This is a genomic window from Mangrovibacter plantisponsor, from assembly GCF_003182475.1.
GTDB lineage: Bacteria > Pseudomonadota > Gammaproteobacteria > Enterobacterales > Enterobacteriaceae > Mangrovibacter > Mangrovibacter plantisponsor.
This window is the reverse complement of the sequence record NZ_QGTS01000002.1, coordinates 348,353-375,014: the sequence shown is the minus strand read 5'-3', so window position 1 is coordinate 375,014 and position 26,662 is coordinate 348,353. Positions and strand designations below refer to the sequence as shown.

Sequence of the window (26,662 nt, the reverse complement as noted above, 5' to 3'; positions counted from 1 at the left end):
AGCCTGCTTACGAGCAGGCTTTTTGCTTTTGTGGGCCTGGAGAGGTGTTCCGGGCTGGTTCCTGGAGCCGGTTAACGACTGTTGCAATTGGCTTATCAGGCGGAGATAAGGCATTACACCTTGTTACTTCAATAATGCATTGATCTTATTAACTTAAATCCAAAAAATGTATTGATGAAGGTTTATTGGGAGGTAATCATCAATAAAGCCGCGCACTCAGACGCGGATACATACTCATTTATAAGGCCAGAGACTAACTCTTAAAGCCCGATTTACCATGCGCTTGACGCCATTCTTTAACTTCTTTAACAACGCCTTCAGGGCTATCATCTTTCCCATCCTCTGGGTAGAAGATAAGGTCGGAGCCTGATGGATGTTCAGCAAGTCGCCTAAACTCCCTGACTCGGCGATTATCGTCCTCTTCTGTTGGCCCTTCAGCATTATAAATTTTACGAACTAAATCTAAAAATTCACTTTCTGTATAATCAGATAATAATTTTTTATCACCCATATTATTTACTTTGCCTCACTGAATGAATATCAATATGCCGTTTAGGTGAAGTTATGCCCATATTATCGACATTATAAACATCCCCACCTTTACTTATTGGAATAATATGATGGATTTCATAGCGCTCTCTTCCTCCGGCACGATCCTGTTCTCGTGTGAAAGGAGAGTTTCCATTGCGTATATGAATTTTGTTACTCCCCCGGAACTGGCTTGATACCTCAGGGTCTTTTGAAACCTCTAACCAAAAAGCCTTACGGAACTGGTCAAAATTTCCAAAGGTTCGCCCACGCAGCCTGTCAGCAATCTGACTTGGAACCGGGGAACCATTTCCTGTATTCGCATCCGACAACCAAATACCGCTAACTTTCTGGCCTTTCCCCGTGACCTGTCCAGCACTATTTCGAAAATATATATAAATCGGCGGAATATCCGATACTGGCAGGATAAGAATATAATCCGCAAATGTCTTTTCTTCCGGTGCCGGAGTGGTTGTCGCCTCAATACGGGTATTTTCCGGCAGCGGATCAACAATAACCGGGTTCGGTATCCTTTCCGGGTTCTGGTTGCCTGTATTTGACGGAACATTGACTCCTGAACTGTCTGGCGTCCAGATGATGGTGATACGCGGCTTTTCCTCTGTGGTGAACGTATACGCCTTCCCGTGCCCCCGCCACATCATACCAGCTCATCGTTTCATCCCCGGTCAGTATCTTTCCCCCGCAGGTAGTCGAATCGCCCACCCGCAGGTAAAACCCCGTCGCCCCCATTAGTCCGTTCTCCTGTTCTTAAAAACATGACCTGACCAAATACCGGAGGGAAGTTCACTGGTATATTGACGTCGCATTCCTTTTCCTTGTCATATTTGTGGTTAAACTGATGCAATACTAACCGATTTGCAGTTTGACTTAAAATCGTTGTTTGTTATTAGGTTAAGAAAATTGGAGGCGTAGCGACACATTCAGTTTATGGCATTTATGAAGTTATCATTTCTTCACTCATCTGGCTGAGTTCGGAAACGAATCCCCTGCAGTTATTGAGCATTCGTTCCCTGCCAAAATCACCTTCGATCTCTGTCAGAAAGTAATAACCGTTAGCCTTGCATGTAATTAAAATTGTGAAATTTCGCCTTGCCCGGTACCACTTAACTCCTGTTGATTCATTATCAGGGCTACCAGGCTCTGTCTCACATATGTGGAGTCACGAATCATACGCAGGTAATCTAATCTATTCGGCATGAGCCAAAAAAGAGTGGACATTATGACCGTTCTAAAAGAATCATATTGGAACCGTATGGTTCCTGAACTTACCGTAACAGATTTTCCTGCTTCCCTGCGTTTCTATACCGATGTACTGGGTTTTAACATTATGATAATGCGCAGCGAACCCGATTTTGCCTACATCAGCCTTGGCGAGGCACAACTAATGATTGAACAATACCATGAGGAAGGATGGAATACGGGAGAACTCATCAGGCCGTTGGGGCGAGGGATTAATTTCCAGATAGAAGTTGATGATATTGAAAATTTAGTGGCACGTATTCTTACTCACGAAATAACTTTGTATCGGGGACTACGCGATAACCACTACAACGTCGGTGAGCATATAGCCTGCCAGCGGGAGTTTCTTGTACAAGATCCAGATGGCTACCTGTTACGCTTCAGCCAGTACTTAGAATAAAGTATCCCTGCTCATTTCTGGTCAGACAAGCACAATACATGGTCAGCGAGAAGCGGTAGCTGGAGTGCAGGAGTCATCCTGAAATAGAATGGCGAGACAATTAAAGAGAGGCGCGGTGTTTACCCCAGAATTTATAAATGAAGAGCTCGGAGAGTTCATCCTTGTAGCCAACCACAACCTGGAATCCGAGGACCCTGTGCAACTCAGTATTGAGTATAATCTTGCCAGAATATCCTACGGGTTATCCCAACTTCCTGCTCACATTCGAACCTGCCAGGTTATTTATGATATCAGAGGGCAATCAATCCCTGACGCAGTTCTCGCTCTGGTCAGCCGGGCACTTGAGCATTTAGCCACTGTGGAGTTCAAACGCTGATGGGGCTTCAGTTAATTGTAAAAGCTGGCCGTAAGAAGATAGAAAAAGTGTTGGGTTCACTCACACCAGAATGTGAAATATTCCCCATTGCGGGAGGCCATTTTGGTATTTCAATTCCGGAGCAAAGCCTCTTGTTAGTGGGTGAAGATGTCGTTTTACGCAAACTGAGACAACTAACACGTTTTGACCTCTGGCAGGGATCCTGGCACGAATCTGAGCAGCGCTGGTTATGGTGAGTTTTTACTTTAAGCAAACAATTGAAGCCAGCCATCGCTCCCACTGCTGATTGCAGACTCCCCCGTGGCAGTGCCAGAAATGCTGCCACTTAATCGAGCTGGGGCACTGGCTCACCAATGTAAGTGTGTGTGCAGCAGCGGCAAGTCACCTGAACATCCTTCCCCGTAATCGACGGATTGACCTGTTGCAGAATTCCGTTCCCATCAACAAACAGACCTGGATAAAAGCTGCTCTCACCAATACAGACCAGTTCCCTACGCTGATGTTCATGCAATGCAACTAACCAGAATACCGGTTTGGTGGTATCAAGACGTCCACATACTTCGCTGAATATATCATCCCAGGATTTTCCAATCTGTTTGATCAGAAAGTGAAACAATGGTGTGTAGTCCCTGCCACGTTTTTGCCTGCCATGCATTGTCTCGCGCTTTGCCTGTAGCTCTTCACCCACCTTTTTACGATTACGTTCCCAGCGATACTCAGCACCAGGATTATTAGACCTATGCCGCGTAGTCGTGTTAACACTGCGATACAGCTTACTGGGCTTGTTAAGTTGATGAGTACGCATAGCCTACCCCTTGCATCCATTCTTTTGTTAGTCGGTAACGCCAGCCGAAGCCAGCTTCAATAGCTTGTGGCGGCATAAACAATGTTCACGCTTAAAGCAGACTTATTCTGCTGGAATACCGCCCCACAGACAACAGCCCAAAGTCCGCCCTTGTCATAAAACAGTTAGTCCGGTACCTGCAGACTATATTCGCTACCGGCACGAAGCAGCCCACAACAACTATTCCTGATTACCAAGAATGAGATTTAGTCAAATGTTGCAGATGGCTTTTCGTTCTCTGGTGACCAATAGCCACCACTGCCATGATATGTTTCAGCGCCTAATACAAACTGAGTACCGCAATGCTTACATACAAAATGATAATCAACTATATCACCCCATATCATCTTTTCAGCACACTCATTAAAAGTATATTGGTTCCAATCATCAGTTGCTTTGGTCTCGGTCAGAATCCCTTCATTGAGCGCATGCTTTGCAATACGAATAGCCTTACGTAAGTGTTCAGGATGACGGATGACGTATTTGACACATAGATCCTGGCAGTGTTCACAACTCATCAAAAGATCCCTCCACAATAATGATTTCTTGTCTAGGTTTAACCCGCTCACACAGTATTACACATGGTAATTGTTTCCTTCCTGAAAGACATTAACTATGTCCGCTCTGGCATAGAGCTACCAGGCAGGAAAGGTGTCATGTCTGCTCAGAGCAAGGCTCGGAAGTTGAACTTCTAGTAAAACTGACACGAAAACGTCCAGAGCCCCTCTGGTGACTTGTGAAAGTAGCCGATACCATTGTCTGCCCACATCCAGCTTACTTTTTCTTCTGACCCAACCTGAAAGACAAAATCTTGAATCCCCACACCATGCTGTATCTCCATCGGATATCCTCCGACCTTGGTTCCACTGTATCGGTTAAAATCACCATAGAAGCTGTCACTTGCCTCCTCATCATCATTTACGTCAGACAGATCAATAATGTCCCAGGCATCCTCCCATCCCGGAGAATCATCATTGACACTTAACCATCGAACCGGAAATGCACGATATGGAGTATCAATTACGGGCAATAACTCAAGCCCCTCAAGGGTGGCATATTCTCGTATTAGCCAACCCTCGCCATGAGGTTTATCAAATGGATGACTTTCCATATTGTGATAAAGCACCAGAAGTGCGACCCCCTTCAATTGTTCAGGAATCACGGGAAGCTCATCTATACGAATCTGAAGAAGCGGAAACATCGGCTGCCCCTGCCAAACTGGCAACCCTTCATCAGGTAGAGAGACTCCTTTCAAAAACCAGGATGTAATGGGATCTGCAGTGGGACGAAAACCACCGACTTGTGCTACAGATGCAGGACGTAATTTGGATCTGAGTTCTTCTAAAACTAACGCACCCTTGGGTTTCATAACCGCAACCTTGTGTATGCAAATACTCTTTGGATTTTGAAATAGTGAAGTTCTTATTCTATATCGTAATTATTAGCCAACAGACTTACATATTCCTGAACTTCCTCTTCAGAAGAGTAGCGAGGGTCCGCTCCTGGCACGGAGCAGACATTCAGGCTCTGGCGGAAGCCATTTTTTTAGCTTCGTAAATAAACGTTTCCATCTCTTCCAGAAAGATGCGTCTTTCGTAGCATGAAAAAGAGAACTAATGGGTTACACCGGAATAGAAGACTTCAGCAGTTTGCCGAAGCGGTGGTGTTCCAGCCTCAGACAATTAAATAGGGCGAGGTCTCCCCCCGCCCTATAATTATCTGAACATAAGCCTGATGAATCCAGTTGTATCAGCTGGCAAGCAGCCCCAGCTTTAATGGCTCGCTGGTTAACAAATGGCTGTCCTGTTCTGTATCAACCCGGAAGCGTGTAACAGATTGCTGTAAGTGCACCACCTGCTCCTGTAACGAACTGGCGGCAGTTGCCACTTCAGCAACCAGCGAGGCGTTTTGTTGGGTTACGCCGTCCATCTGGTGAATAGCAATGTTGATCTGCGAGATACCGCGAGTCTGTTCGCCAGACGCCAGCATCAACTCATCCATGATCTCCACCACTTCTTTAACATCCACCATCACTTCACTCATGGTGCGGCCGGCTTCTTTCACCAGGCCGGAGCCCTGTTCAATGCGGCTCAGGGAGTCATCTATCATGGTGCCAATTTCTTTGGCGGCAGTGGCACTACGTTGGGCAAGCGTGCGCACTTCAGAAGCCACCACAGCAAACCCACGGCCAGCTTCGCCTGCTCTGGCAGCTTCTACTGCAGCATTCAGTGCCAGCAGGTTGGTCTGGAAAGCGATACCGTCAATCACACTGACGATGTCACCAATTTTGGCTGAGCTCTTTTCAATAGACGCCATTGTGGACACCACTTCAGATACCACGTTAGCCCCACGTGATGCCGAGCTGGATGCTTTTAACGACAGTTCATTGGCTTTTTGCGTATTTTCTTCATTGTTTTTTACTGTCGCCATGATCTGTTCCATGCTGGAAGCTGTCTCATCAAGCGAAGCGGCCTGCTGCTCAGTGCGGCTGGACAAATCAATGTTGCCAGAGGCTATTTCTTCCACCCCGCTGCTAATCGCATTCGTACCCGTGTGAACACCACGCACCATGTTTTCCAGCCCGTCACGCATACGCTGCACAGAGGAAAACAGCCTTGCGATTTCATTTTTTCCCGTCACATCAATGCGCGCCCGCAAGTCGCCTTCTGCGATACGGTCAAAGACAGAAATCACTTTATTCAGGGGATTCACAATCAAACTGGTCATCACCGCCCAGGCAAGCCCCGCCAGCACCAGTGCGCAGGTGATAGAGAACCAGAGCACATACTGCATGCGCCTTACACGGCTGTTGGATTCGTCGTATGCGGTATCAATGCTTTTCAGTTTATAGGCAACGAGTGCTTTCGATGCCTTATCAAACGCGGCATACAACGCGGTTGATTTCCCGGCAGACTGGCGGTATTCATCCAGTTTACCGGCTTGCAGAGCTGCAATACCCGGGTTGATAAACTCGTTCATCAGTTTTTCACGGCTGGTAGCCATTTCGGTGGCAATTGCCTGTTCCTCTGACGACTGCGGGTATTTCAGGTAGTTCTGCCATTTAGCGCCAGCAGTTTCAATTTTACCCCGGGCCCGGTCCAGTGCCACTTTGGCTTTATCGGTTTCGCCTTTTCCCATTAATGATTCATACAGGCGTAAATCAAGGCGACCACGTAATAACAATTCAGAACTTTCATTCAGGGAAACAAGGCCAGGTAACACTTCGGTATCCACACGGGCAAAGGATTTATTTCCTGACTGCAAAGCAAATAAACCCAAAACGCCGACAAACAATAATAAAGCCGTCAGTGAGAGAATCATCAAACTGAGCGCTGTGCGGATCTTTATTTTTCGAAACATAGAGTTTTCCCTTTTGCCAATATCATAATGAAATGGAGTATGGTGTTGAAAACCGCATCTTTAATAAAATGCAGGGCATAACTGAAATAATGCCCTGCTGGTTGTGTTAGTTATTGCTTGTCGTGCCTGGGAATGCTGGCTAAAAATGTTTTTAGTTTTGCACTGTAAAATTTAGCCAACATCATGGTGCCGTGGCCGCGGGTTTCGGTGCTCGCCGGAATAAGGAATAACTGAGCCTGTTTTAGCTGTTTGATTTCACCCGCCAGAATTCCTGTCTCAACCGGGTTACGCTCGTCGTCCGCTGAATTAATAATCAGCATGGGTGCGGTAATACGGTTAAGGTTGGGCAACGCATTGTAATTTGCCGAGGAACCCCAGATATAAATGAAGTCATTGGCATCTGCAGTAACAGGGGCCGCCAGGCGCTCGTCTACCAGTTTATCGGCCAGCGCGCGAGTTGGGGCCTGGTGCTGGTAAGCCAGCGTACCGCCAGTGGTGGCAATGCTGAACATAATATTTGCGGTCTTAAGGGCAGGAGGTTGCTGTTTATAATTCCCTTCAGCCCAGGCGGGATCATTTTTAACAGATTCGATCAGCATGCGGCGCATCATCCAGTTGCGACCGGAAAGCTCATTAGGCTGGGAAGCCATCGGTACCAGGGCATCCATCATCGACGGATATTTTTCGCCCCACAACCAGGTTTGCATGCCTCCCATGGAATACCCCATGACCAGGCGTAAATGAGAAAGACCTAACCCTTCTTTAATTAAACGATATTGTGCTGTCACCATATCGTCATAATCGTAATGCGGGAATGCCATACGTAAACCATCAGAAGGTTTTGATGATTTTCCAGAGCCGATACTTTCCGGGATGATAATAAAGTATTTGCTGCTGTCCAGAGCCTGACCCGGGCCAAATAATTCACCAGCAAAGCCCTTTGCTAACAGTGAACGCACTGGCTGATTAGTTCCGTGAAGCAATAATACCGCCGGTTTACTTTTATCACCAATCGTATAGTAGTGAATACGCAGATTGTTGAATTTATCTCCACTATTAAAGGTGAACGTTTTTGCAGTCCAGTCGGCTTCTTTGGGGGTTGGGAATGAGGTTTCTGCTAAGGCTAAAGATGACAGAGTTAACAGAATGGCACACGCGATACCTGATAAAATATGTTTTGACATAATAACAGCTCTTAAATTATGTGCAGGTTGTAGAGCTCCGATGGTAATTTCAATTCAGAATAATCCCAATAAAAATCAATGAAATCAGCACAATAAAACACGATGTTCTTTTTCTTTGTGTTTTAACGAGATGTTTTTAAGCCAGTTTTACTTATGCTGCTATGTTGAGTGAAACGATTTTCTTTTCAGGTGGGCGAATAGCGGCAACATATGGGAAAACGAGTTGACACCGTAAAAGTGAATAATAAAGCAGCACCATGCCACTTTGGTTAGTGACGACATCCTGAAGGACAAGAAAATACCGTCGTTTACCATACCAGGACTCAGGCCAGGTTCGCCTGATAAGCCAGTTTGAGTTTTTTGTAGGCGAACAATTCATAATCAATAAGCTCTTAATACGTTTTTCCCAGGTAATTTATTAAAGTATCAATAAGGCGCTGTCAGATTAACATGTGATATAAGCACGAATAGCTCAGCCGCCTGCTTCCCGCCTGAAATATGAAATTAAAACACCCAAGAGAAAGTTTACCCAGGGGATTATCCATTAACATGGCCTGCTGGCAGGTAAGATTCCATGCACCAGAAACTAAACCTTAAACCCGGGTTTACCATTTTCCTGCCGCCATTCTTTAACTTGCTGAACAATACCTTCGGGGCTATCATCTTTCCCATCCTCTGGATAGAAGTAAGGTCAGAGTCAGATGGATGTTCAGCAAGCCGTCTGAACTCTTTGACCCGCCGGTTATCGTCCTCTTCTGTTGGGCCTACTGCATTATAAACTTTATGGACTAAATCTAAAATTTCCCGCTCTGAATAATCAGATACCCCCCACTCATATTATTTACTCTTTCTTGTTAAAAAACATTGCCATGCACATGTGTAGCTATACCAAACATTACCATAATATTTTGACGTCAGTATATAAGGCACTTCCTTACCGTTATATCCCAAATCATAATAAATTTTTATTGCGACAGGAGTACCAATATCACTCAATTGAAATTTATTAGCATGGACAATAATTCCTTGACAGATTAGAAGATCAGCACACCATCAAGCTATCCCTATGTAGTCTCAATTCCATTTAATTACCAGACTCAGCCCAAGAAGACCTGATCGCACACTTGTGATTACCATTTATCTTTATAATCAAACGAAATAAAATAGTCATAAGACGAGAAGGTAATGCGATGAGTAAAATGAGGCTGTAAATATCCTACCCAATTAGTTTTTAATTCGAAAGAACCATTATTTACTATATCTTTAGTTGGTAAAGCCAAGCAGTCAGTCATAATACTGGCATCATCACCAAAATCAATTGAGTACTCTTTACCGACTCCCAGTTCTGTTAACTTATCAAACCATTGTAGTCTGAGTTTTAATCCCATGTTGTCCTCACAAATAACGCTTAATGTTTCGCCCTTTTACTGCAGGCTTCAATTGGTTACCAGTTTTATAATCTACCGATCCAAGGTGTTCACCATCACTTGTACGATACACTTCAAGTTCACTATGCTGTGAATCCTACTCATATATACGCCTTCCTTTTGCATCAATCCAACGTTCTCGCTTGCCCCCTCCTCCTTGCTTAGGTGTTTTAGGCTTAGCCTCTGACAATCCAGAGATACCAATAATCTCACAGGTTTCAGGAGCCAGATGATAGTCATGTCCATTTTGGGGTAAGCCATTACGTGGCTTGCTCAGATAGACATAAACCGGCGGAATATTTGGCACAGGCAGGATCAAGATATAATCCGCAAAGTGTTTTTCTTCCGGTGCCGGGCTGGTTGTTGCTTCAATGCCTCTGTCTTCTGGCAGTGGTTCAACAATAACCGGATTAGGTATTCTTACCGGGTTTTGGTTGCCTGTATTTTGAGGGGTATTGATACCGGAACTGTCTGGCGTCCAGATAATGGTGATGTGCGGTTCGTCTTCCGTGGTGAAAGTATACGCCTGGCGAGTATTGCTCCACGCCATATAGCGCACTCGCACGCTGTCCTTACCCGGTGGTGTATGCCAACCATGGGGCACCATATTCCCCCGGTTGTCTGGCTCCCAACTATAGCGCACACGGCTGGGGGCTTCCTGCATTTGCTCCAGCCGCATACGGTCAATAAAATCTTGTTCCCCACTATTCAGTTTGCCGGGGTACATACCTAAAAACAGGATTCCACCCGGGCCATTAAGTGCAACCCGGCCAAGGCCAGTCAGTGCGGAACCTGGTGTTACCGCCCAGGTTCCGGGTAGCGCTGCTCTGCCCCCCAGCAACACCAGTGGACTGGCTCCGGCTATAGCAGCCCTGGCATTTTCGGCACGTTCTGCTGCTGTTTTTGCGGCCAGGTAGTCCATTTCTTCATGGTTACCAAACCACCATTTATATAAAGCACTGCGTTTCTTTGGTGCCGGAATATCTTCCGCAGATTTCTTTTTCCTGGCGGCCTGAGCATATTGGGAGGGTTCATTATCTGTGCCCGGATCAGCAAGGAACACGGCCCGGTAAAAGGCCATTTCGGAAAAGTTGGTATGGGGCTCTGGTGCTTCGCCGGCATCATTGCAGCCCTCTCCACGCAGGTAGGATTTGGCGAACACCCGGTTGCGATCCCGCTCTTCTGCCAGCCGTTTTTGCTCTGCTTCCTGTTGAGCCTTGCGTGCCGCCAGCTCTGTATTAGCGATTTGCTCAGGAGATGGCCCCGGGCCCATCCACTGGCCGACGGGGGCAATGATCCGGTTGCTGCCGGGCGGGCAGCCACACATCACTACGCAACGGTCTACCGCAACCTGAACCCCCATAAAGGTGCGCTGGTACTGTTTGGCACCTTCAATAACCTTGCCTGGCTTCCCGCACGCCGGACATGGCGTGGTTCTGTCCCCCTCGCGTATAACACCAAAGCCATAGATATTCACCTGGTCGAGCGGAATGGAGCTAATCAGCCGTGCGCCGGTTGTTGTTTCATCGTTACTAAGGGCCATTCCCAGGCCATCGACATTAGGGCGGTACCCCATTACGCCCCACCGGGCGCAACAAGGAAAACTGCTGGCATTGCCACGGCCGCGCTCCCTGCAACAAGAAAAAGCCGCTGATTAGTGCTGGTAACCGCAGCGCCGTTATTCATTAAATTCCCTGACAGCGTGATAGCTTTTTTTCTTCCCCTGCCAGCCTTTCTGGCGCCAGTTCATTAGTATATTGACGGCTCATTCCTTTTCCTTGTGGTATACATTTTTCCTGGCGGAATATTAACTTAACTATTATTTTATTTTAAAGTGACTCAGGTCATGAAACTGGGTTATTTACAAAACACACAACGCTATTTTAGTATTTATCGTTACTTGCCTCAGAAAAAAACATCGAAAATCATTTGGTTATAAAAACATAAATGCAGAGCAATTGTTCATAATAAAAAACAATAGCGGCCAATAGCTATTTTTACCAAAACCTGTCGACCTGTATTGAATAGAGCAACACAGCCACAGGCAACATCAACATTGTGGCTGTATTGTTATTAAGGCAATAAAAGAGGATTCTGCAATCAGAAGAAATACTTCACCCCAAGGCGAATCTGGTTCTGTTCTCTGTGGTAAGGCTCTGCGTATCGGTCCAGCCAGCGCAGTTCAAAATAGGGTAACCAGTGCTGGTTAACCCGGTATTTGAAAGTATTGGTGATCTCCCAGTGGTGGTCTTTACCATTACTACTGTGAAAATCATTCAGCCGAATGAAGTAGTGGGGTTCAAAAGTATAAGAAAATTTATCGGTAATAATAAAATTCCAGTAGTTACCAATCTCGTAGGTGTCGTTATTATCCAACTTATTGTTTAAGTCAACTGTGCTGTAGTTATTATGGTTATACCTGTTACGCACTGTCAGGTTAAACCAGGGAGTAAACTTATAGTTCACATCCAGATACACCGCGCCACTGGAACCAATACTTTTATCGGTAATCAGCCCGCCGGGTTGAACCGTTAACCGTGGCGTGGGCTTAAAGAGCGGATACCACCCTTCTATTTCATTATAGCCATGTTTTAACTCATCTTTACGCCGTAAATTATAAGTATTGGTTAACATAATACCGGCACCCATATCAAAGTTATAACCCACCCGTAGCATAATTTCTTGCTGGTCATTAGCCAGGTTATACGCTTCTCTGTTTTCTACATAAGCACCTGCATAAACAGAGGTTGATATTGCAGAGGATAATATCATCATTAATTTTATTTTGTTCATCATATTCTCATTATTTCAGGTACAGAAAGCCGCCACCCATCAGGATGGTAATGGCGGCGGTTATTATCAGATGTTTACGGTAGAGACTTTTTCTTTACTGTTCAGGTTTTCCTGTTCCTCGGTAAATTTCTTTCTCTGGCTTAACTCTTCAATAATACTGGCAAAACGTTGCTCATTAAGTTTATAAAACAGGCTCATGGTGAGCGCGGCAATCACTGCCAGACCTCCGGGCCAAATAAACATGAGCTGACGTAACCCCATCAACGTGCCGCTGCTTTGGGCAATATTGGGAATATAACCAATCTGGGTAAGCATTATCCCAGGCAGGAAACCAGCCAGTGCTGCGGAAATTTTGCGCGAAAAAGTATACCCGGTGTACACCGAGCCTTCGGCACGAATGCCTGTTTTCCACTCACCGTACTCCACGGTATCTGGCACCAGCGCCCAGTTCAGGCTGTTCACAAATGCGGTGCCGAAAAAAGCCACACATGAGAACGCAACAAACAATACCGAAGTGCTTCCCCAAAAGAAATTCAGTAAATCCCCTGCGGCCCATAAAAACAAGCCACCAAGGTACACTTGTTTTTTACCAAAACGCCGGACACTGGCTGGCACTAACAACACCCCTATCAGAATGCATCCCATGCTGAAAAACCCCATCCACGACAGCAAATGAATATCATTCAGCACATATTGTGTGTAATACACCTGAATCGCCAGCTTGATATTAAATGCCGCCAGAGTACACAAATTAGCAATGCACAGCACCAGCAAGGGCGGATTATTAAAGATAGCGCAGAAGGACTTCAGAATTCCCGGTTTATGTCCTTCAGGTAACACCTGAATATAGCGCTCTTTCACACCCCGAAAGCACCACCACATGCTGAATAACCCGCACAACGAAAACAGCAGTGCAGTCAGCAAATACCCCGCAGATGACGACCAGGTAATCAGTGATTTAATAGGGATAAAGGCAACAGTGCACAGCAACAGCCCCAGCGTGGCACCGCCCTGGCGCCAGGCGGCCAGTTGCGCACGCTCATGGGGATTTTTGGTTATAGCCGGAACCATCGCCCCATAAGAGCAGTTCATCAGGCTGTAAAACAGGCCAAATAGCATAAACAAAGCTGTCGCCAGCACAGTTTTAACTACCAGCGGGAATTCTGTGGCTAAAAACTGTGCGGTGGCAACCAGTGCAACAGGAAATGAGGCATATAAAATAAACGGCCTGAATTTTCCTTTTGCCCCGATATTGCGCCGGGAATCCAGTAATACACCAGTAAACATATCTGTGGCCGCAGTAAAAAACTTGGCAACCAGGAAAATAATCCCTCCGTAATAGGCGGGCATCCCAAGCTCATCTGTATAGAACTTCAATAAATACAGGGTGCCAATACACAGCATCAAATTTGAACCAAAATCCCCCATTCCATAGGCAAATTTTTCCCGCAAACTCAATTTTAACGTGAGTGCATCATAATTGGACATAATCGCCTCGCATAACGCCCCGCAGGGCGTTATCTCCAGGTTTAAACGGTTTGTTTTCTGGCTTCAATTTCTTCCACAATTCGCACATACATTTTTTCGTTCAAATTGTAGAAACAGCCCATGGCAATAATGGTGATAACCGCCAGTGCGCAAGGGTAAATAAAGATCAGCTGGCGTAACCCTTCGATGGTATGCGCAGACTGTGCCACGTTCGGGACATATTCTATTTGGGTAAGCATCCAGCCCGGGAAAAACCCGGCCAGCGCCTGCGACACTTTGCGAAAGAAGGTAAAACCGGTGTAAACCGTGCCTTCTGAACGCACGCCGGTATGCCACTCACCGTATTCCACGGTGTCGGAAACCAGCGCCCAGTTCAGGCTGTTTACAAAGGCAGAGCCAAAGAACGCCAGGCAGGAGAAGGCCACAAAACTGACAGAGCCACCGCCCAGGAAATAGTTCAGTAAGTCGCCTGCCACCCAGATAAGCAGGCCGCCGATATAGACCTTTTTCTTACCAAAGCGCCGGACCATGCCCGGCATCATAAAGACCCCGATGAAAATACAACCCATACTGAAAAAGCCCATCCATGACAGCAGGATTGGGTCGTTCAGTACGTACTGGGTGTAATACACCTGGATTGCCAGCTTCACATTGAATGCACCCAGAGTGCAGAGATTGGCGATGCACAGAATAAACAGCGGGCGGTTACCGGCAATGGCCCGGAAAGATTGCAGCAACCCGGGTTTGTGATGTGCGCTGGCATGCCGGGCTTCTGAGTAGCGCTCTTTCACTCCGGCATAACACCACCACATAAAGAACAGGCCGAACAGGGAAAACAGCGTGGCGGCAAAGATATAGCCCAGTTGGTCGTTGCCCTCTATCAGGTTCATTACCGGAACAAAACCAACAGTACACAGCAATAACCCCAGTGTCGCACCACCCTGCCGCCAGGCAGCCAGGGATGCACGCTCATGCGGGTTTTTGGTGATTGCCGGCACCATGGCGCCGTATGAACAGTTCATCAGACTGAAGAACAGGCCATACAACATGAACAGTACCGTTGCCATCACCGTTTTACCGGTGACTTCAAAGGGTGTCCCAACGAAGTTGGCAATTGCCAGCAGGGTTACCGGAAAAGCAGCATAAAGCACAAAGGGGCGAAATTTGCCTTTCGTGCCAATGTTACGCCGTGAATCGAGCAGAATACCGGTACCCATATCGGTAAATGCGGTAAAAAACTTGGCGATCAGGAAAATAATCCCGCCGTAAGTGCCGGGTAACCCCAGTACATCGGTATAAAACTTAAGTAAATAGAGCGTACCAATATCCAGCAGGATATTAGAGCCTAAATCGCCCATTCCGTAGGCGAGTTTTTCTTTAAAGGGCAAGCGCAGGGTTGCCGGATTGGCATCGGGTTGAGTCATTATTGTTCTCCATGTGCCCGCAACTTACGCTGCGGGCAAACCAACTCAGATAGTGCGTAAAGAAGCAAACAGTGGTGCCCACTCACTTTGTGCCCGCCAGAACACGGGCGGTTTGCCGAGTGGGGCCGTAACCGTCACTTCACCACCCCGGCAGGTTTCCCCTGTCCACATGTTCACCCAATTGTCTTCTGGCAAGTACAGCGACCATTCATCACGCCCCTGCTCATAAACCGGGGCCACCAGTAAATCCTGCCCCAGCAGATACTGGTATTTCAGGGTGTAAGTGTGGGCATCGTCTTCGTAATGCAGGAACAACGGGCGCATTACCGGTAAACCGGTGGCCGCGTTTTGGGCCACAGCCTGGCGTAAGTAAGGCTTCAGTGTAGTGAAAATGGTCGTCATGCGCGCGAAGTGCGCAATGGTTTCGGCGTCGCTGTCAAACTGCCAGTTATCGCCCGGGCGGTTGCCCTCATGGGTACGCATCATTGGTGTGAACGCGCTGAAATCACACCAGCGCAACAGCAACTCTTTGCTGCGCTTCATGTCAAACAGTGTGGTGTAACCACCAATATCGCTGTGGTGCAGGCCGTGGCCGGTCATCCCCAAAGAGAGTGCCGCAGGCACTACAGAGGCCAGGCCATCATCCAGGCTCCAGTCCACATTCTGGTCACCGGCCCACATCATGGTGGAATAGCGCTGGCTCCCGGTATACCCGGCACGCATGAAATACATCAGCTCACCGAGCTTGCCGGTTTCCTGCAGTGCTTCGTAATTACATTTGGCCCACAACGCAGGCCAGGCATTGTGCATAATTTCCGCGCTGACACCATTGTGCAGGAAGGTGTCTGTCGGCAGGTATTCGCCAAAATCCGCCATCCAGCCACTGCAACCCAGTTCAACCATGTTGGTCTTGATAACGTCTTTGAACCAGGTGTAAGCCTCCGGGTTGGTGAGGTCGACAACGCCACCATAAAACTCGCCGAACTCTACCAGGTAATCGCCACCCGCAGCGTCTTTTGCCAGGTAACCCTTTTGCGCCGCTTCAGCACACAGGTCTTTATCGCTGGCAACATAAGGGTTGATATAAGCAAGAAATTGCACGCCCTCTTCTTTCCACTGCTTAATGCGGCTGTCCAGTTGCGGGTAATTGTCGCTGTCCCACTTCCAGTTCCACATCACGCGTTTGCCAAAGGAAGTCATGCGGATGCCGGACCAGTCCTGAGCCCAAATGCCATTCACTTTTACGCCAGCCTGGCGCAGGGTATCGAGCTTCTGCTGGCATACATCAGTACCGCCCTGAATACCCAGTGTGACACCGTCATACACCCAGTCGGGTAGTTCTGGCTGGCGGCCCAGCAAAGCGGTCAGTTTTTCCAGCAATGCGATATAAGAATCGGCACATTCAAAACGCAGTGTCGCCTGGTTTTCCCACAATGCTAATTCGTGATAATCCGGTGCGCTGAAATCGAAATTCATGTAGCAGCTGCTATCCACATGGCAGTAATACTTCTGAGTGCTGACAAATGTTGGCTGTGGAAAAAAGGTCCAATAATAATCGCCACCGGCATTTTCTTTGCAGTCTGCCTGCCAGGTGACATAGCTGTTTTTATTGCGCCCAACACCCTGTTCACTGGTCCACAACGGGAAAGGTTTGCCACGTAAATCAAAATAAGAGAACTGTTCACCGCAACCATAAATATGGTCTTCCGGGTTTGCTGCCAGGCGCAGCCAAATGCGGTTATGTTGCTGGTCTTCGTTATGCAGGTTCAGCACCAGCCGCCCTGCTTCATCCACCCCAATCTGCAGGGTTGCCCGAATACTGTCTCCCCGGCTGAAATCTACCAGCCAACCTTCGGGGCACTCGCGTACCCTGGCCTTACTCAGTGCGATTTTCTCATTCAGCTTATCTTTAATGCTGAAGTTACCGCGAAACATATCAATATCGGCGGCACCACACCCCACCCACAAGCAAGGGTTTTCAGTATTGTGTTGCAGTATCAGGCGTTGCTGATAATACACACTGAATCCCTGGGAAGATTGGGTTAACTGAACCGCTGACAGATACGGGTTTAACCTGCTCATTGATAATATTCTCCATGTAATCGGTAAATGCAAAAATATAAAACCTTATAATATCCACCATAAAAACCGGGCTATTCTTTCAGCAAAAACGCCATTAACAGCCCGGCACAACACTTAATTAATTACTTCCCCTCCGTTGCGTTTCGCAGCGCAGAAATTCGCTTACCAAACAGAGCCTGCAATACAACTAATAATGCAAAGGGAGGCACAAGTGCAGCCAGTGCAGAAATGCCCAGCGCGCCTTTAATTAACATAGCTCCGGAAGCAATCAGCAATATAAACACCAGCACCCGGAAAACTTTAACGGAAATATGTTTATGAACATATTGCCCAACCAGGGAACCGAGGATCATCGTTGGAATACAGAACAACACCAGTTTAACAACCGAAATAGTCAGAATTCCGCTGGTTGCCAACCCGCCGACAACAGCAATATTGTTCGCAGTAAAGAATGCGTTCAGAGTCCCCCTAAACGCTGCCGGGCCTAAATTACGCAACATGCCGTACATCACCACTGGCGGGCCATTGGTTGAGAATGCTGCTCCCAATGCACCACCGATTGCACCCAAAGGTGCGGCTATCCAGCGCTTGTCATAAACCGGTAACCGGGGAATAAACATGCTGTAGAATGAATAGAGAATAAGGAAGCCCCCCAGTCCCATCTTCATAATATGGTCAGGAAGGTATGAGAGCGCGTACAGCCCGACAGGAATACCTAAGAATGAGAATGCAATCAGTACTGCGGCCGAACGCCAGTCGGTTTCTTTACGCGATAGCCAGGTTGCATAAATTGCCGTTGCGGTGCCTACAATCACAGATAATGGCGTTGCCATTTTTACTGGCAACATTAACGTAATTAGCGGCATGGTAGTTAAACCGCCACCAAAGCCTGCACAGATCCCAACGAACGTATAAAGAAACATTAATGCGATGACGATACAGACAATATTCGTATCCAGTACCAGGCCATCAGGGGTAATGATATTAAAGAAATCCATAATATTTCCTTTATTGATTCAATTAACCCATAAGAAGTTAGTTACGTAGATCATAAAATCAGCAAGGCTGTAATCTGCGTTCTTCACATAGTTAATTCACTTAGTAAAGTTGTTCTTCGAAAATATTAAAAAACAGGCAGTATTGCTGGCCTGGGGATAACTCAATCAAATTAATTTTTGAATTGAACGCATCGGGCGGACAACTCATCGGCTCAACAGCCAGCCCCTGGCGGTTTAATTTTTCACCGCTATAAACCTGTATCCATGGCTGGTCTGAACGCATATTTACTGAACGGCCCAATTGTGCGTCAATGAGCTTCATTTCCCATTGTTCGCCTGATGCCCTGAACGTATGGTCAATCTGTTGCTCACCAATTTGCCTTGCCTGTGAATAATCCATATGCAGAGCAGCAGCATCACATATATCCCCTCCTTGTGTGGCGATCACCTGCCTGGCAGGTAACTGCAATAAGCACTTATCGACAGGCGTTAAATTGCAGGTCAAATAAGGGTGAACACCTGCACCATAGGGTGCTTTCTGGTCGCCACAATTTTCACTGATAATACGCACCGACAACCCTGAGTGCTCATTTAACGAATAAATAGCCTGAACCATTAAGGAAAACGGATAGCCGTAGCTCGGTGGCAAAAACAGCGCCAGAACCACTTTTGTGGCTGATAACTCACTCACCTGCCAGTCACGCCAGGCGACAAGTCCATGAATTGCGGCTCCAGAGGCAGGCTCATTCACCGGTAACTGGTACGCCTGCCCGGCATATTGATAACGCCCTCCGGCAAGGCGATTCGGCCAGGGCAGCAACACTTTTCCCAGGTGTGCCAGGGGCATCACGCAAGGGTCATGGGGAATCACCAAATGGCGTCCTTTACAGGTAAATTGTGCAAGCCCGGCGCCAACAGAAACAATTTGCGCCCGGTAATCGCCTGCCACCAGCGTGATAGTTTCACCACCACTGTGCCTGGATATTTTCTGCATTTATGAAGTCCTTATAAAAGAACGGCATACCAACAATAAATGTACAGATATGCCGCAGGTTCTTCGTTTTATCTTGCGTTAATATCCAGCAATCCAGCGGCTACTGCTGGTGCCAGGCCAGGTGCGAGTGGAATACGCGGAATAACCAGGCAGTGCAGCAAGTGGTAGATATCCTGCTTACCATCCCAGACTTTGGTCGTCACTTTGTTATCCGCATCTAACTCCTGCCACCAGGAGCCATTCTCGTAGTCCATCAGGTAAGTAATGCAGTAATCCCACCATTTCTGGTACCAGGTTTCATACTGCCTGTCGCCCGTTACCACCCATAAGGCATAGGCAGTGCCCATCGCTTCCACTATGGGCCAGCGCACACGTTCACGGACAATCGGTTTGCCTTCCCAGTCCACGGTATAAACAATGCCGTCAGCGCCATCGGGTGCCCATGCGTCACGCACTGTTGCGTTGAACAACCCTTTGGCGTCTTCCAGCAACCAGGCAGGGGGTTGCTCACTGCGGGCTTCAAGGGCTGCATGAATGTGCAGCATCAGGCGCCCCCACTCAATCCAGTGTCCCGGTGTGCCGCCATAGGCGCGGAAGCGGTGAGCAGGGTTATCTTTGTTGTAATCGCGCAGAGGTTTCCAGTTAACATCAAAGTGTTCGTTTACCCGGTATTCATTATTTCTGGCGACATCATGAATAATGACTGAGGCGACCCGAATAGCGCGGTCCAGCCATTTTTTATCATGAGTGACATCGTAAACAATCAGGAAGGCTTCCACCGCGTGCATGTTGGCATTACCACCGCGGTAGTCTTCTGTTTTACTGAAGGCCTCGTCCCAGGATTCCAGGCACATTTGCTCTTCTTCGCTCCAGAAGTATTTCTCAATCACTTCGATGGTGTAGTTGAGCAGTTCACGGGCTTGTGGGTGCCCGGTTGTAACCGCACTGGCAGCGCCAAGTAAGGCAAAAAAGTGCTGATACCCTTGTTTTGATGCATCAATAACGCCTTCATCATTCACACAGGCATACCAGCCACCGTATTTTTTATCACGCAAAGCGCCGTTCATCGCTTTGATACCATGGTCTACCAGGGCATATGCCCCAGGCCGCCCCATTGATGCAGCCACAGAGTAAACATGGAGCATACGCGCAGTGATCCACAGGTGGGTGCCTTTATCTTCCTTGATTTGCCCCTGGTTACCAAGCCAGCCAAATCCCGTCGGCACCGCAGACTTTTTGCCAAAATCGAAGATACGGTCCGTTTCTTGTTCCAGCCAGCGGTTGTGGCTCAGGGTATTAAACCATTTCATTCTTTTTCCCTCACATTAATGGCGTTTCGCCATCATTTCATCGACGATTTCACCCAAACGTTGCAACTTGGGTACAGAGATATCCCGCAGCATCAGTTCGGTATCCGGCAGGCCAATTACCGACGACCACACTGCCCGCCCGGCCAGGAAGCCAGAGGCCCCCGCCGTCATCGCCACGCGTACTGCACGCGGGAACAATTTTTCGTCCACCCCGGAAGAGAGGATCACCCATGGCATATTGATGTGTTCATTCAGGCGGAGTGATGCATTAAGCAGTGCCTGCTGTGGCCCTTTGCCATACAGCGGCATTTCAACTTTGTAGAGGTCTGCCCCGCTGTCACCAAGCTCTTTGGCGGCATCAATAATGGCCTGCTCTCGGTTGAAGTTGTCGCCGCAACGAGGTGGGCGTACCACCGGTTCAATAATGCTTACCAGCCCATTGCTGTGGCACAATTCATTGAATGTTCTGACCATTTCCAGGCGCTGCTGTGCGTCTTCATCGCTGCGCCAGAGCACCAGCAGTTTTAACGCTTTGGCACCATCACGTTTCACGGCTTGCGGGTTAACGGATTTGTCGATTTCTACGCTGTCGACCGGAATGCCGTTGCCGGGAATAAAGGCATCTGCCGCCACAATCGTGGCGCAGCTTTTGGCAACAGCCTGCTGTTCAACCACCTGGCGGTAGCAAAATTGCTGGTCGACCAGAATGGCCGAGGCATATGGCGACAGGATCTTCGCCGCGTTCACTTTAAAATTTGTCAGTACGCTGTCTTCCACGGGGGAAGGCACGCCTGCTGCCGCGAACATTAAGCGCATTGCCTCGCGCTGGTCTACTGCCAGCATGGCAAAGCCGCCTGACGGGCGAGTAATATCGTTAAGGGTGAAACTCTTCATGCCATTTTCCTTTACTGTATTTAAGCCATTACATTTTCTGTTTCATCGCCAGCCCGGCGCTGTTACGTACCTGTTCCAGCAGGGCTGTCCAGTCCTCACGGCCGCGCCCGGAAGCACGCGCCTGGTTATAAACTTCGCGGGAAGCAGCACCAAGCGGCATCGGGACGTGTAACTGGTTGGCTACATCCAGTGCGATGCCTAAATCTTTGTGTGCCAGGTCAATCATAAAAGCGGGAGAAACATCGCCTTTGAGTACTTTGTTCGGCCAGGTGGTAGTGAAATGGCCTTTGCCCGCCGGTGTGCCGTTCATCACCTTCAGTGCCACATCGAACGAAAGGCCCAGAGCTTCGCACAACACAGCCGCTTCAGCAGACAGCGCATTCAGGGCTATGCTCATGTAATTGTTGATAAGTTTTACGCGGATCCCCATTCCCGGGCCGCCTGCGGGAATTAACTCGTTGCCCATCGCCATTAATACCGGCGTGGCGCGTTCAATTTGTGCTGATGTACCACCGGCCAGTAGCAGTAAAGTCCCAGCCACGGCGTGGTCTGAAGTGCGCCCCACCGGCACATCCATCATGCTGAAACCCTTTTCGCTCATGGCAGCAATCAGCTGGTCGGTTTGCAGTGGGTGAATGGTGGACATATCAATCACCAGGGCTTGTGGAGACAGGCTCTGGCACACGCCTTGTTCACCAAACAACACGCTACGAACCAGGTCACCGTTTGGCAGCATGGTGATGACAAATTCGGCTCCTTCCGTTGCCGCCGCAGGGCTGGTAGCGGCCTGCGCACCTTTTTCCACCAGGCGCGCAATGGCTCCCTGGTTGATGTCAAACACATGGAGCTTGTGCCCTTGCTTTAACAGGTTGCCCGCCATGGGCGACCCCATTTGCCCGAGTCCAATAAATGCGATAACCGCCATAACACTCTCCCAAGACATTTCTGTCACTTTTTGTCATTCATGATTGGTCATTTCTGTCTGTTTGTGATCTTATTTGTAATTTTTGGTCAAAAAATTGACAGTCATCACTTTTTAAACATTTCGTGAAATTAAAATGTTCGTATCTGAAAACAGCTAAGGAATGACCATGATTCGCATTGCTTGTGTAGGTATCACCGTGATGGACCGGATTTATTACGTGGCAGGTTTACCAACTGAAGGCGGTAAATATGTAGCGAAGCACTACACCGAAGTGGGCGGTGGCCCGGCAGCGACTGCCGCAGTAGCTGCGGCAAAACTGGGGGCTCAGGTCGATTTTATTGGCCGCACGGGTGATGATGACACCGGGAAAAGCCTGCTGGCGGAGCTCGAATCTTTTTGCATCAACACCCGCTATACCCGGCGTTACAGCGCAGCAAAGTCCTCGCAATCAGCAATTCTGGTGGATGCTCAGGGTGAGCGGATTATTGTCAACTATCCCAGCCCGGATCTGCTGCCAGATGCCACCTGGCTCAGGGAGATAGATTTTTCCCAATGGGATCTTGTGCTGGCAGATGTTCGCTGGCATGAAGGCGCTAAACACGCTTTCACTCTGGCGCGCCAGGCAGGTGTTATGACACTGCTGGATGGCGACACCACACCGCAGGATATCAGTGAGCTCGTCACGCTGAGCGACCATGCGGTATTTTCTGAACCAGGTCTGGCGAAACTTACAGGCATTACGGACACCCACCTGGCACTCAAAAAATCACAAATGCTCACAAGCGGACATGTTTATGTCACCCGCGGGGCGCAGGGCTGCGAATGGCTTGCTGATAACCAGTTACAGAAGCAGTCTGGTTTTTCGGTAGATGTGGTTGATACCACAGGTGCTGGTGATGTATTTCATGGTGCTCTGGCATTCAGCCTGGCATCCGGGCTCGCGCAACCAGAGGCAGTGCGCTTTGCCAGTGGCGTGGCAGCACTAAAATGCACCCGGCCAGGAGGGCGTGCGGGTATTCCGGATTATGATCAAACATGTTCTTTTTTGTCACTTGCTGTATAAAATGACAGAACTATGGTTTTTCGAGGACATTTCATGAGTCTTACTGAACTGACCGGTAACCCGCGACACGATCAGTTGCTGATGCTGATTGGTGAACGGGGTTATATGAATATTGACGAGCTGGCAGGCTTGCTGGATGTTTCCACGCAAACCGTGCGCCGTGATATTCGTAAACTCAGTGAGCAAGGGCTGCTAACCCGCCATCACGGCGGTGCAGGCAGAGCGTCCAGTGTGGTAAATACTGCTTTTGAGCAACGCGAAGTCTCCTGGACAGAAGAAAAAAAAGCCATCGCGCAAGCGGTGGCTGATTATATTCCTGACGGGTCTACCATATTTATCACCATTGGCACTACGGTTGAGCAGGTTGCCCGCGCACTGTTAAACCACAACCACCTGCGTATTATCACCAACAGCCTGCGTGTCGCGCATATTCTGTATAACAACCCACGCTTTGAAGTCATGGTGCCAGGTGGCACATTACGCGCTCATAACAGCGGTATTATCGGCCCTTCAGCCAGTGCATTTGTGGCTGATTTCCGGGCAGATTACCTGGTGACCAGCGTGGGTGCGATTGAAAGCGATGGGGCATTGCTGGAATTCGATGTAAATGAAGCCAGCGTGGTGAAAAGTATGATGGCGCACGCCAGGCAAATTCTGTTGGCCGCAGACCACACCAAATACCATGCGTCTGCTGCGGTGGAAATAGGCAATGTCGCTCAGGTAACAGCCCTGTTCACTGACGAATTGCCCGGACCGGCACTGCAAAATTTACTGCAGGCTCAGCAAATAGAAATTGTCCAGGTTACGCCTGATCAGGATGACAACCCGGACACATAAGTAATACTTCACACTTAATCTGGCCTGATATTGTGCCGCCCCAGGGGGGCACATTACTCTTCACGCGCCAAAATAGCCGCCAGGTGCTGCTCAAGGTGGTTACGCTGCAAATAAGCCGTTAATTCACGTTCCCAGTTCTTGCCATCGCCCAGTATGGCGCGGCTGTGAGTGGGAGCGTACAGGTAACGGGTATCGTACAGGTTGAGCAGTGACTGGTTCATGGCATCAATATTGGCACCGGTTTTTTTGCATTTTTCTTGCTGAATAGCCAGTGAGCGCAGCACCCGCTCGCGGGACTGTTCATTTGGTTCCCAGCTCTGTTCACCCAATTCACTGAGCACCAGAAACTGTGGCTGAATACCTTCCACAATGGCCGCCTGCAGGCGGTCATGCCCGTCGAGAATAACAAAGGAAGCCAGGCCGGCAATAAACCACACCAACACTGGCGGAAGTGCACCTTCCCGGCTTTTTTTACGCCACCATTTCACGCGGCCACTGTGCAAATCTACCGGGTAGCGCGCCAGCAACAGGTGCCCGCCCCACCACCAGTCAACAAAGCGGACATTCTCCGGGCTTTGCAGGTCAGGGAAATCTTCGCTGTACAGCGCCCAGGGCACAGAAATATTGGCGCTGCTGGCAGGTGTTGTAAACCGCCATTGCCCGAATGGCACCGTTTGGTTGAGCGTATAAGGTGCCTGTGGTTTCACTGCCTCCATTGGGCGTAATAACCAGCGGCGTGGTGGCAACAACGGCGTGGGCGCTTCCATAAGCTGCCGGGCAAAATAGCGGCACCAGCCGCTCAGCCACTGGCTTTCGCCTGCGCGTTTGGCACGCTCCACATCGGCAGAAGTAATGGCAGGCAACAACAATTCCTGCGCGGGGTGTTCGGCGTTAAACACCAGCCAGACACCGCTGTGGTCTTTCAGCATGGTTGCCCAGAACAGGGTTTGACCATTGATTTGTAACGCCATGCGGCCGTTATGCCCGCTGAGCATCTCCATCGCCGGGCCGCTCCCTTCACGAACCTGCAATTCCAGCCCCTGCCAACGGTCTTTCTGGTCAAGAAGATCCTTCCACCAGTAATCTGTCATCACCCTCTCCTTTTGCTTTGGGGAATTCTGAGCCGGGAGAAAATACCATAAAGCTGAACCTCGGTTCTCCCCTATAAATTGGCAGGCGGGGAATCAGCCGCTAGTGCTGCGCAATAAAAAGCCTGCACACTGGCAGGCTTATGTGGGTAAATACAGTTACTGGATTATAAAGCAATAGCGATTTTTATCCCTTCCTGGCGAATATTCACTTCCATTGCTTCTGCCAGTTGCTCCAGTTTAAAACAGTGGGTGACCAGTTTTTCAATCGGCAAACCGATACCCGTGGCACGGCGAATAAAATCCATGGTTTCCGGGTAGTCCTGCAGGCTGTAGGCCCATGACCCAACGGCAACCACTTCTTTATTACACATATCGAAATGGGGGTTGATGGCGCATTCGCCGTTATTCACAAAAAAGCCCACTTCACACAACCCGCCGCCGCGCCGGATAAATTTCCACAAGTTCGCCGCGGCCTGGGGCACGCCGGTGCACTGAAAGCCAAAATCAGCGCCCACGCCCCGGGTTAATTCGTGGACTCTGGCGGTTAACTGTGCCAGTTCAGGGTAATCAGCAATATTCACCAGGTATTCTGCACCGAGTGATTTAGCGTATTCCAGCCGTGCCGGGTTGGCGTCCATGGCAATAATGTGTTCAATACCATAAGTGCGCAACACCGCAATTTGCAGTAACCCAATCGGGCCACATCCCTGCACAATGACATGGCTGTTAAACTTCAATAACTGGGTTGATTTGGCGCGCTCCAGTGAATGCACAACCACGGCAGCCGGTTCAATCAATAAGCGCTGCGCAAAACTCATGTCATTAACCACGAAAAAGGTACTGCGCGGGCGTAATACCAGGTACTCGGCAAACCAGCCATTCAGGCGATAATGGCTGTCATCGGGCAATAAACCATACAGGCCAAGCTGCTCACATAAATTCCCCCTGCCAGGCAACTCAGTACAGGGGGCGCATTCCCCACAAGTCAGCACGCTGGTGACAATGCGGTCACCACACACAACATTGTGCCCGGCAGAATCCTTGCGGATATTTTTGCCCAGTTTAACAATTTCCCCGGTACCTTCATGGCCGAGTACCACAGGGGCAAGGCCGAATGGGTCATGTTTATATTCGTGGACATCGGTTCCACAAATACCACACCCTTCCACTTTCACCAGAATTTCATCGTCGGTAATTTCAGGAACCGGGAATGACTGCATTTGAATATCTCGCGGGCCAGTTAATACAGCTGCCCGGGCATATTCCGGAATTGTATGCATAAGATGTTCTCCAGATAATGGCTATTTACCCCTTGCCAGAAAGCAAGGAATATACAAATTCTGTTTTGCTAAAAAACCACGCTGTTTTACTGACAGGTAAATAT

The 26,662-nt window shown here is 48.6% G+C and carries 23 protein-coding genes and 2 pseudogenes; 4 read left to right on the top strand and 21 right to left on the bottom strand.

All coding sequences use genetic code 11. From position 1 onward, the window contains the following. Positions 1-253: 253 nt before the first annotated feature. The gene (locus DES37_RS04375) at positions 254-511 is read right to left on the bottom strand and encodes a bacteriocin immunity protein (RefSeq protein ID WP_110024980.1); all 258 of its coding nucleotides are present in this window, start codon (positions 509-511) and stop codon (positions 254-256) included. Position 512: 1 nt separating this feature from the next. Further along, entirely contained in the window at positions 513-1,190 is a 678-nt protein-coding gene (locus DES37_RS04370) for an S-type pyocin domain-containing protein (protein WP_110024979.1), read from the bottom strand. Positions 1,191-1,768: 578 nt separating this feature from the next. On the opposite strand from DES37_RS04370, the gene DES37_RS04360 reads away from it, so the two are divergent. Next, the gene (locus DES37_RS04360; RefSeq protein WP_064595502.1) at positions 1,769-2,188 is read left to right on the top strand and encodes a bleomycin resistance protein; all 420 of its coding nucleotides are present in this window, start codon (positions 1,769-1,771) and stop codon (positions 2,186-2,188) included. Between the two features lie 375 nt (positions 2,189-2,563). Then, positions 2,564-2,800, top strand: coding sequence for a hypothetical protein (locus DES37_RS04350; protein ID WP_110024978.1), 237 nt, complete (start codon positions 2,564-2,566; stop codon positions 2,798-2,800). 89 nt (positions 2,801-2,889) lie between these two features. On the opposite strand, the gene DES37_RS04345 is transcribed toward DES37_RS04350, so the two are convergent. From DES37_RS04345 to yihU, 17 genes and pseudogenes are all read right to left on the bottom strand, one after another. Then, the gene (locus DES37_RS04345) at positions 2,890-3,369 is read right to left on the bottom strand and encodes a hypothetical protein (RefSeq protein ID WP_064594554.1); all 480 of its coding nucleotides are present in this window, start codon (positions 3,367-3,369) and stop codon (positions 2,890-2,892) included. A gap of 245 nt (positions 3,370-3,614) precedes the next feature. Next, positions 3,615-3,926, bottom strand: coding sequence for a hypothetical protein (locus DES37_RS04340; RefSeq protein ID WP_064594556.1), 312 nt, complete (start codon positions 3,924-3,926; stop codon positions 3,615-3,617). Positions 3,927-4,099: 173 nt separating this feature from the next. Next, positions 4,100-4,777: a DUF1963 domain-containing protein gene (locus DES37_RS04335; protein WP_110024977.1), complete on the bottom strand. Its 678-nt coding sequence runs from the start codon at positions 4,775-4,777 to the stop codon at positions 4,100-4,102. A gap of 380 nt (positions 4,778-5,157) precedes the next feature. Beyond that, positions 5,158-6,768, bottom strand: coding sequence for a methyl-accepting chemotaxis protein (locus tag DES37_RS04330; RefSeq protein ID WP_110024976.1), 1,611 nt, complete (start codon positions 6,766-6,768; stop codon positions 5,158-5,160). 110 nt (positions 6,769-6,878) lie between these two features. Further along, positions 6,879-7,952: an alpha/beta fold hydrolase gene (locus DES37_RS04325; RefSeq protein ID WP_110024975.1), complete on the bottom strand. Its 1,074-nt coding sequence runs from the start codon at positions 7,950-7,952 to the stop codon at positions 6,879-6,881. Between the two features lie 586 nt (positions 7,953-8,538). Then, positions 8,539-8,777 (bottom strand): annotated as a pseudogene (locus tag DES37_RS04320) (bacteriocin immunity protein); the annotation flags it as partial. Positions 8,778-9,082: 305 nt separating this feature from the next. Further along, positions 9,083-9,340: a colicin E3-like toxin immunity protein gene (locus DES37_RS04315; RefSeq protein WP_110024974.1), complete on the bottom strand. Its 258-nt coding sequence runs from the start codon at positions 9,338-9,340 to the stop codon at positions 9,083-9,085. A 7-nt stretch (positions 9,341-9,347) separates the two neighbouring features. Next, a pseudogene (locus tag DES37_RS04310) lies at positions 9,348-10,955 on the bottom strand (S-type pyocin domain-containing protein). A gap of 524 nt (positions 10,956-11,479) precedes the next feature. Next, complete coding sequence (ompL, locus tag DES37_RS04305) at positions 11,480-12,172, bottom strand: porin OmpL (RefSeq protein ID WP_110025063.1); 693 nt, start codon at positions 12,170-12,172, stop codon at positions 11,480-11,482. Positions 12,173-12,238: 66 nt separating this feature from the next. Further along, the gene (locus tag DES37_RS04300) at positions 12,239-13,660 is read right to left on the bottom strand and encodes an MFS transporter (RefSeq protein ID WP_110024973.1); all 1,422 of its coding nucleotides are present in this window, start codon (positions 13,658-13,660) and stop codon (positions 12,239-12,241) included. Between the two features lie 41 nt (positions 13,661-13,701). Further along, positions 13,702-15,084, bottom strand: a complete 1,383-nt coding sequence (locus DES37_RS04295) for an MFS transporter (protein WP_110024972.1) — start codon at positions 15,082-15,084, stop codon at positions 13,702-13,704. A 45-nt stretch (positions 15,085-15,129) separates the two neighbouring features. Continuing rightward, positions 15,130-17,166 carry an alpha-glucosidase gene (locus DES37_RS04290; RefSeq protein WP_110024971.1) on the bottom strand — a complete coding sequence of 679 codons (2,037 nt, stop codon included), beginning with the start codon at positions 17,164-17,166 and terminating at the stop codon, positions 15,130-15,132. A gap of 122 nt (positions 17,167-17,288) precedes the next feature. Next, positions 17,289-18,164: a sulfite exporter TauE/SafE family protein gene (locus DES37_RS04285; RefSeq protein WP_110024970.1), complete on the bottom strand. Its 876-nt coding sequence runs from the start codon at positions 18,162-18,164 to the stop codon at positions 17,289-17,291. A gap of 100 nt (positions 18,165-18,264) precedes the next feature. Next, positions 18,265-19,158 (bottom strand): aldose-1-epimerase, encoded by an 894-nt coding sequence (locus tag DES37_RS04280; RefSeq protein ID WP_110024969.1) that lies wholly within the window; start codon positions 19,156-19,158, stop codon positions 18,265-18,267. Positions 19,159-19,226: 68 nt separating this feature from the next. Then, positions 19,227-20,468: a sulfoquinovose isomerase gene (gene yihS, locus DES37_RS04275; protein ID WP_110024968.1), complete on the bottom strand. Its 1,242-nt coding sequence runs from the start codon at positions 20,466-20,468 to the stop codon at positions 19,227-19,229. Between the two features lie 15 nt (positions 20,469-20,483). Further along, the gene (gene yihT, locus DES37_RS04270) at positions 20,484-21,362 is read right to left on the bottom strand and encodes a sulfofructosephosphate aldolase (protein ID WP_110024967.1); all 879 of its coding nucleotides are present in this window, start codon (positions 21,360-21,362) and stop codon (positions 20,484-20,486) included. A gap of 28 nt (positions 21,363-21,390) precedes the next feature. Beyond that, on the bottom strand, positions 21,391-22,287 hold the full coding sequence (yihU, locus tag DES37_RS04265) for a sulfolactaldehyde 3-reductase (RefSeq protein ID WP_110024966.1): 897 nt from the start codon (positions 22,285-22,287) through the stop codon (positions 21,391-21,393). A 166-nt stretch (positions 22,288-22,453) separates the two neighbouring features. Here yihU and DES37_RS04260 point away from each other — a divergent pair, with 166 nt between their 5' ends. Together DES37_RS04260 and DES37_RS04255 are read left to right on the top strand one after the other, a co-directional pair. After that, positions 22,454-23,350 (top strand): sugar kinase, encoded by an 897-nt coding sequence (locus DES37_RS04260; protein WP_110024965.1) that lies wholly within the window; start codon positions 22,454-22,456, stop codon positions 23,348-23,350. Between the two features lie 33 nt (positions 23,351-23,383). Beyond that, on the top strand, positions 23,384-24,187 hold the full coding sequence (locus DES37_RS04255) for a DeoR/GlpR family DNA-binding transcription regulator (RefSeq protein ID WP_110024964.1): 804 nt from the start codon (positions 23,384-23,386) through the stop codon (positions 24,185-24,187). Positions 24,188-24,240: 53 nt separating this feature from the next. On the opposite strand, the gene DES37_RS04250 is transcribed toward DES37_RS04255, so the two are convergent. Both DES37_RS04250 and DES37_RS04245 read right to left on the bottom strand, forming a co-directional pair. Beyond that, complete coding sequence (locus DES37_RS04250) at positions 24,241-25,278, bottom strand: hypothetical protein (RefSeq protein WP_110024963.1); 1,038 nt, start codon at positions 25,276-25,278, stop codon at positions 24,241-24,243. 164 nt (positions 25,279-25,442) lie between these two features. Next, positions 25,443-26,558 (bottom strand): zinc-dependent alcohol dehydrogenase, encoded by a 1,116-nt coding sequence (locus DES37_RS04245; RefSeq protein ID WP_110024962.1) that lies wholly within the window; start codon positions 26,556-26,558, stop codon positions 25,443-25,445. Between the last annotated feature and the right edge of the window lie 104 nt (positions 26,559-26,662).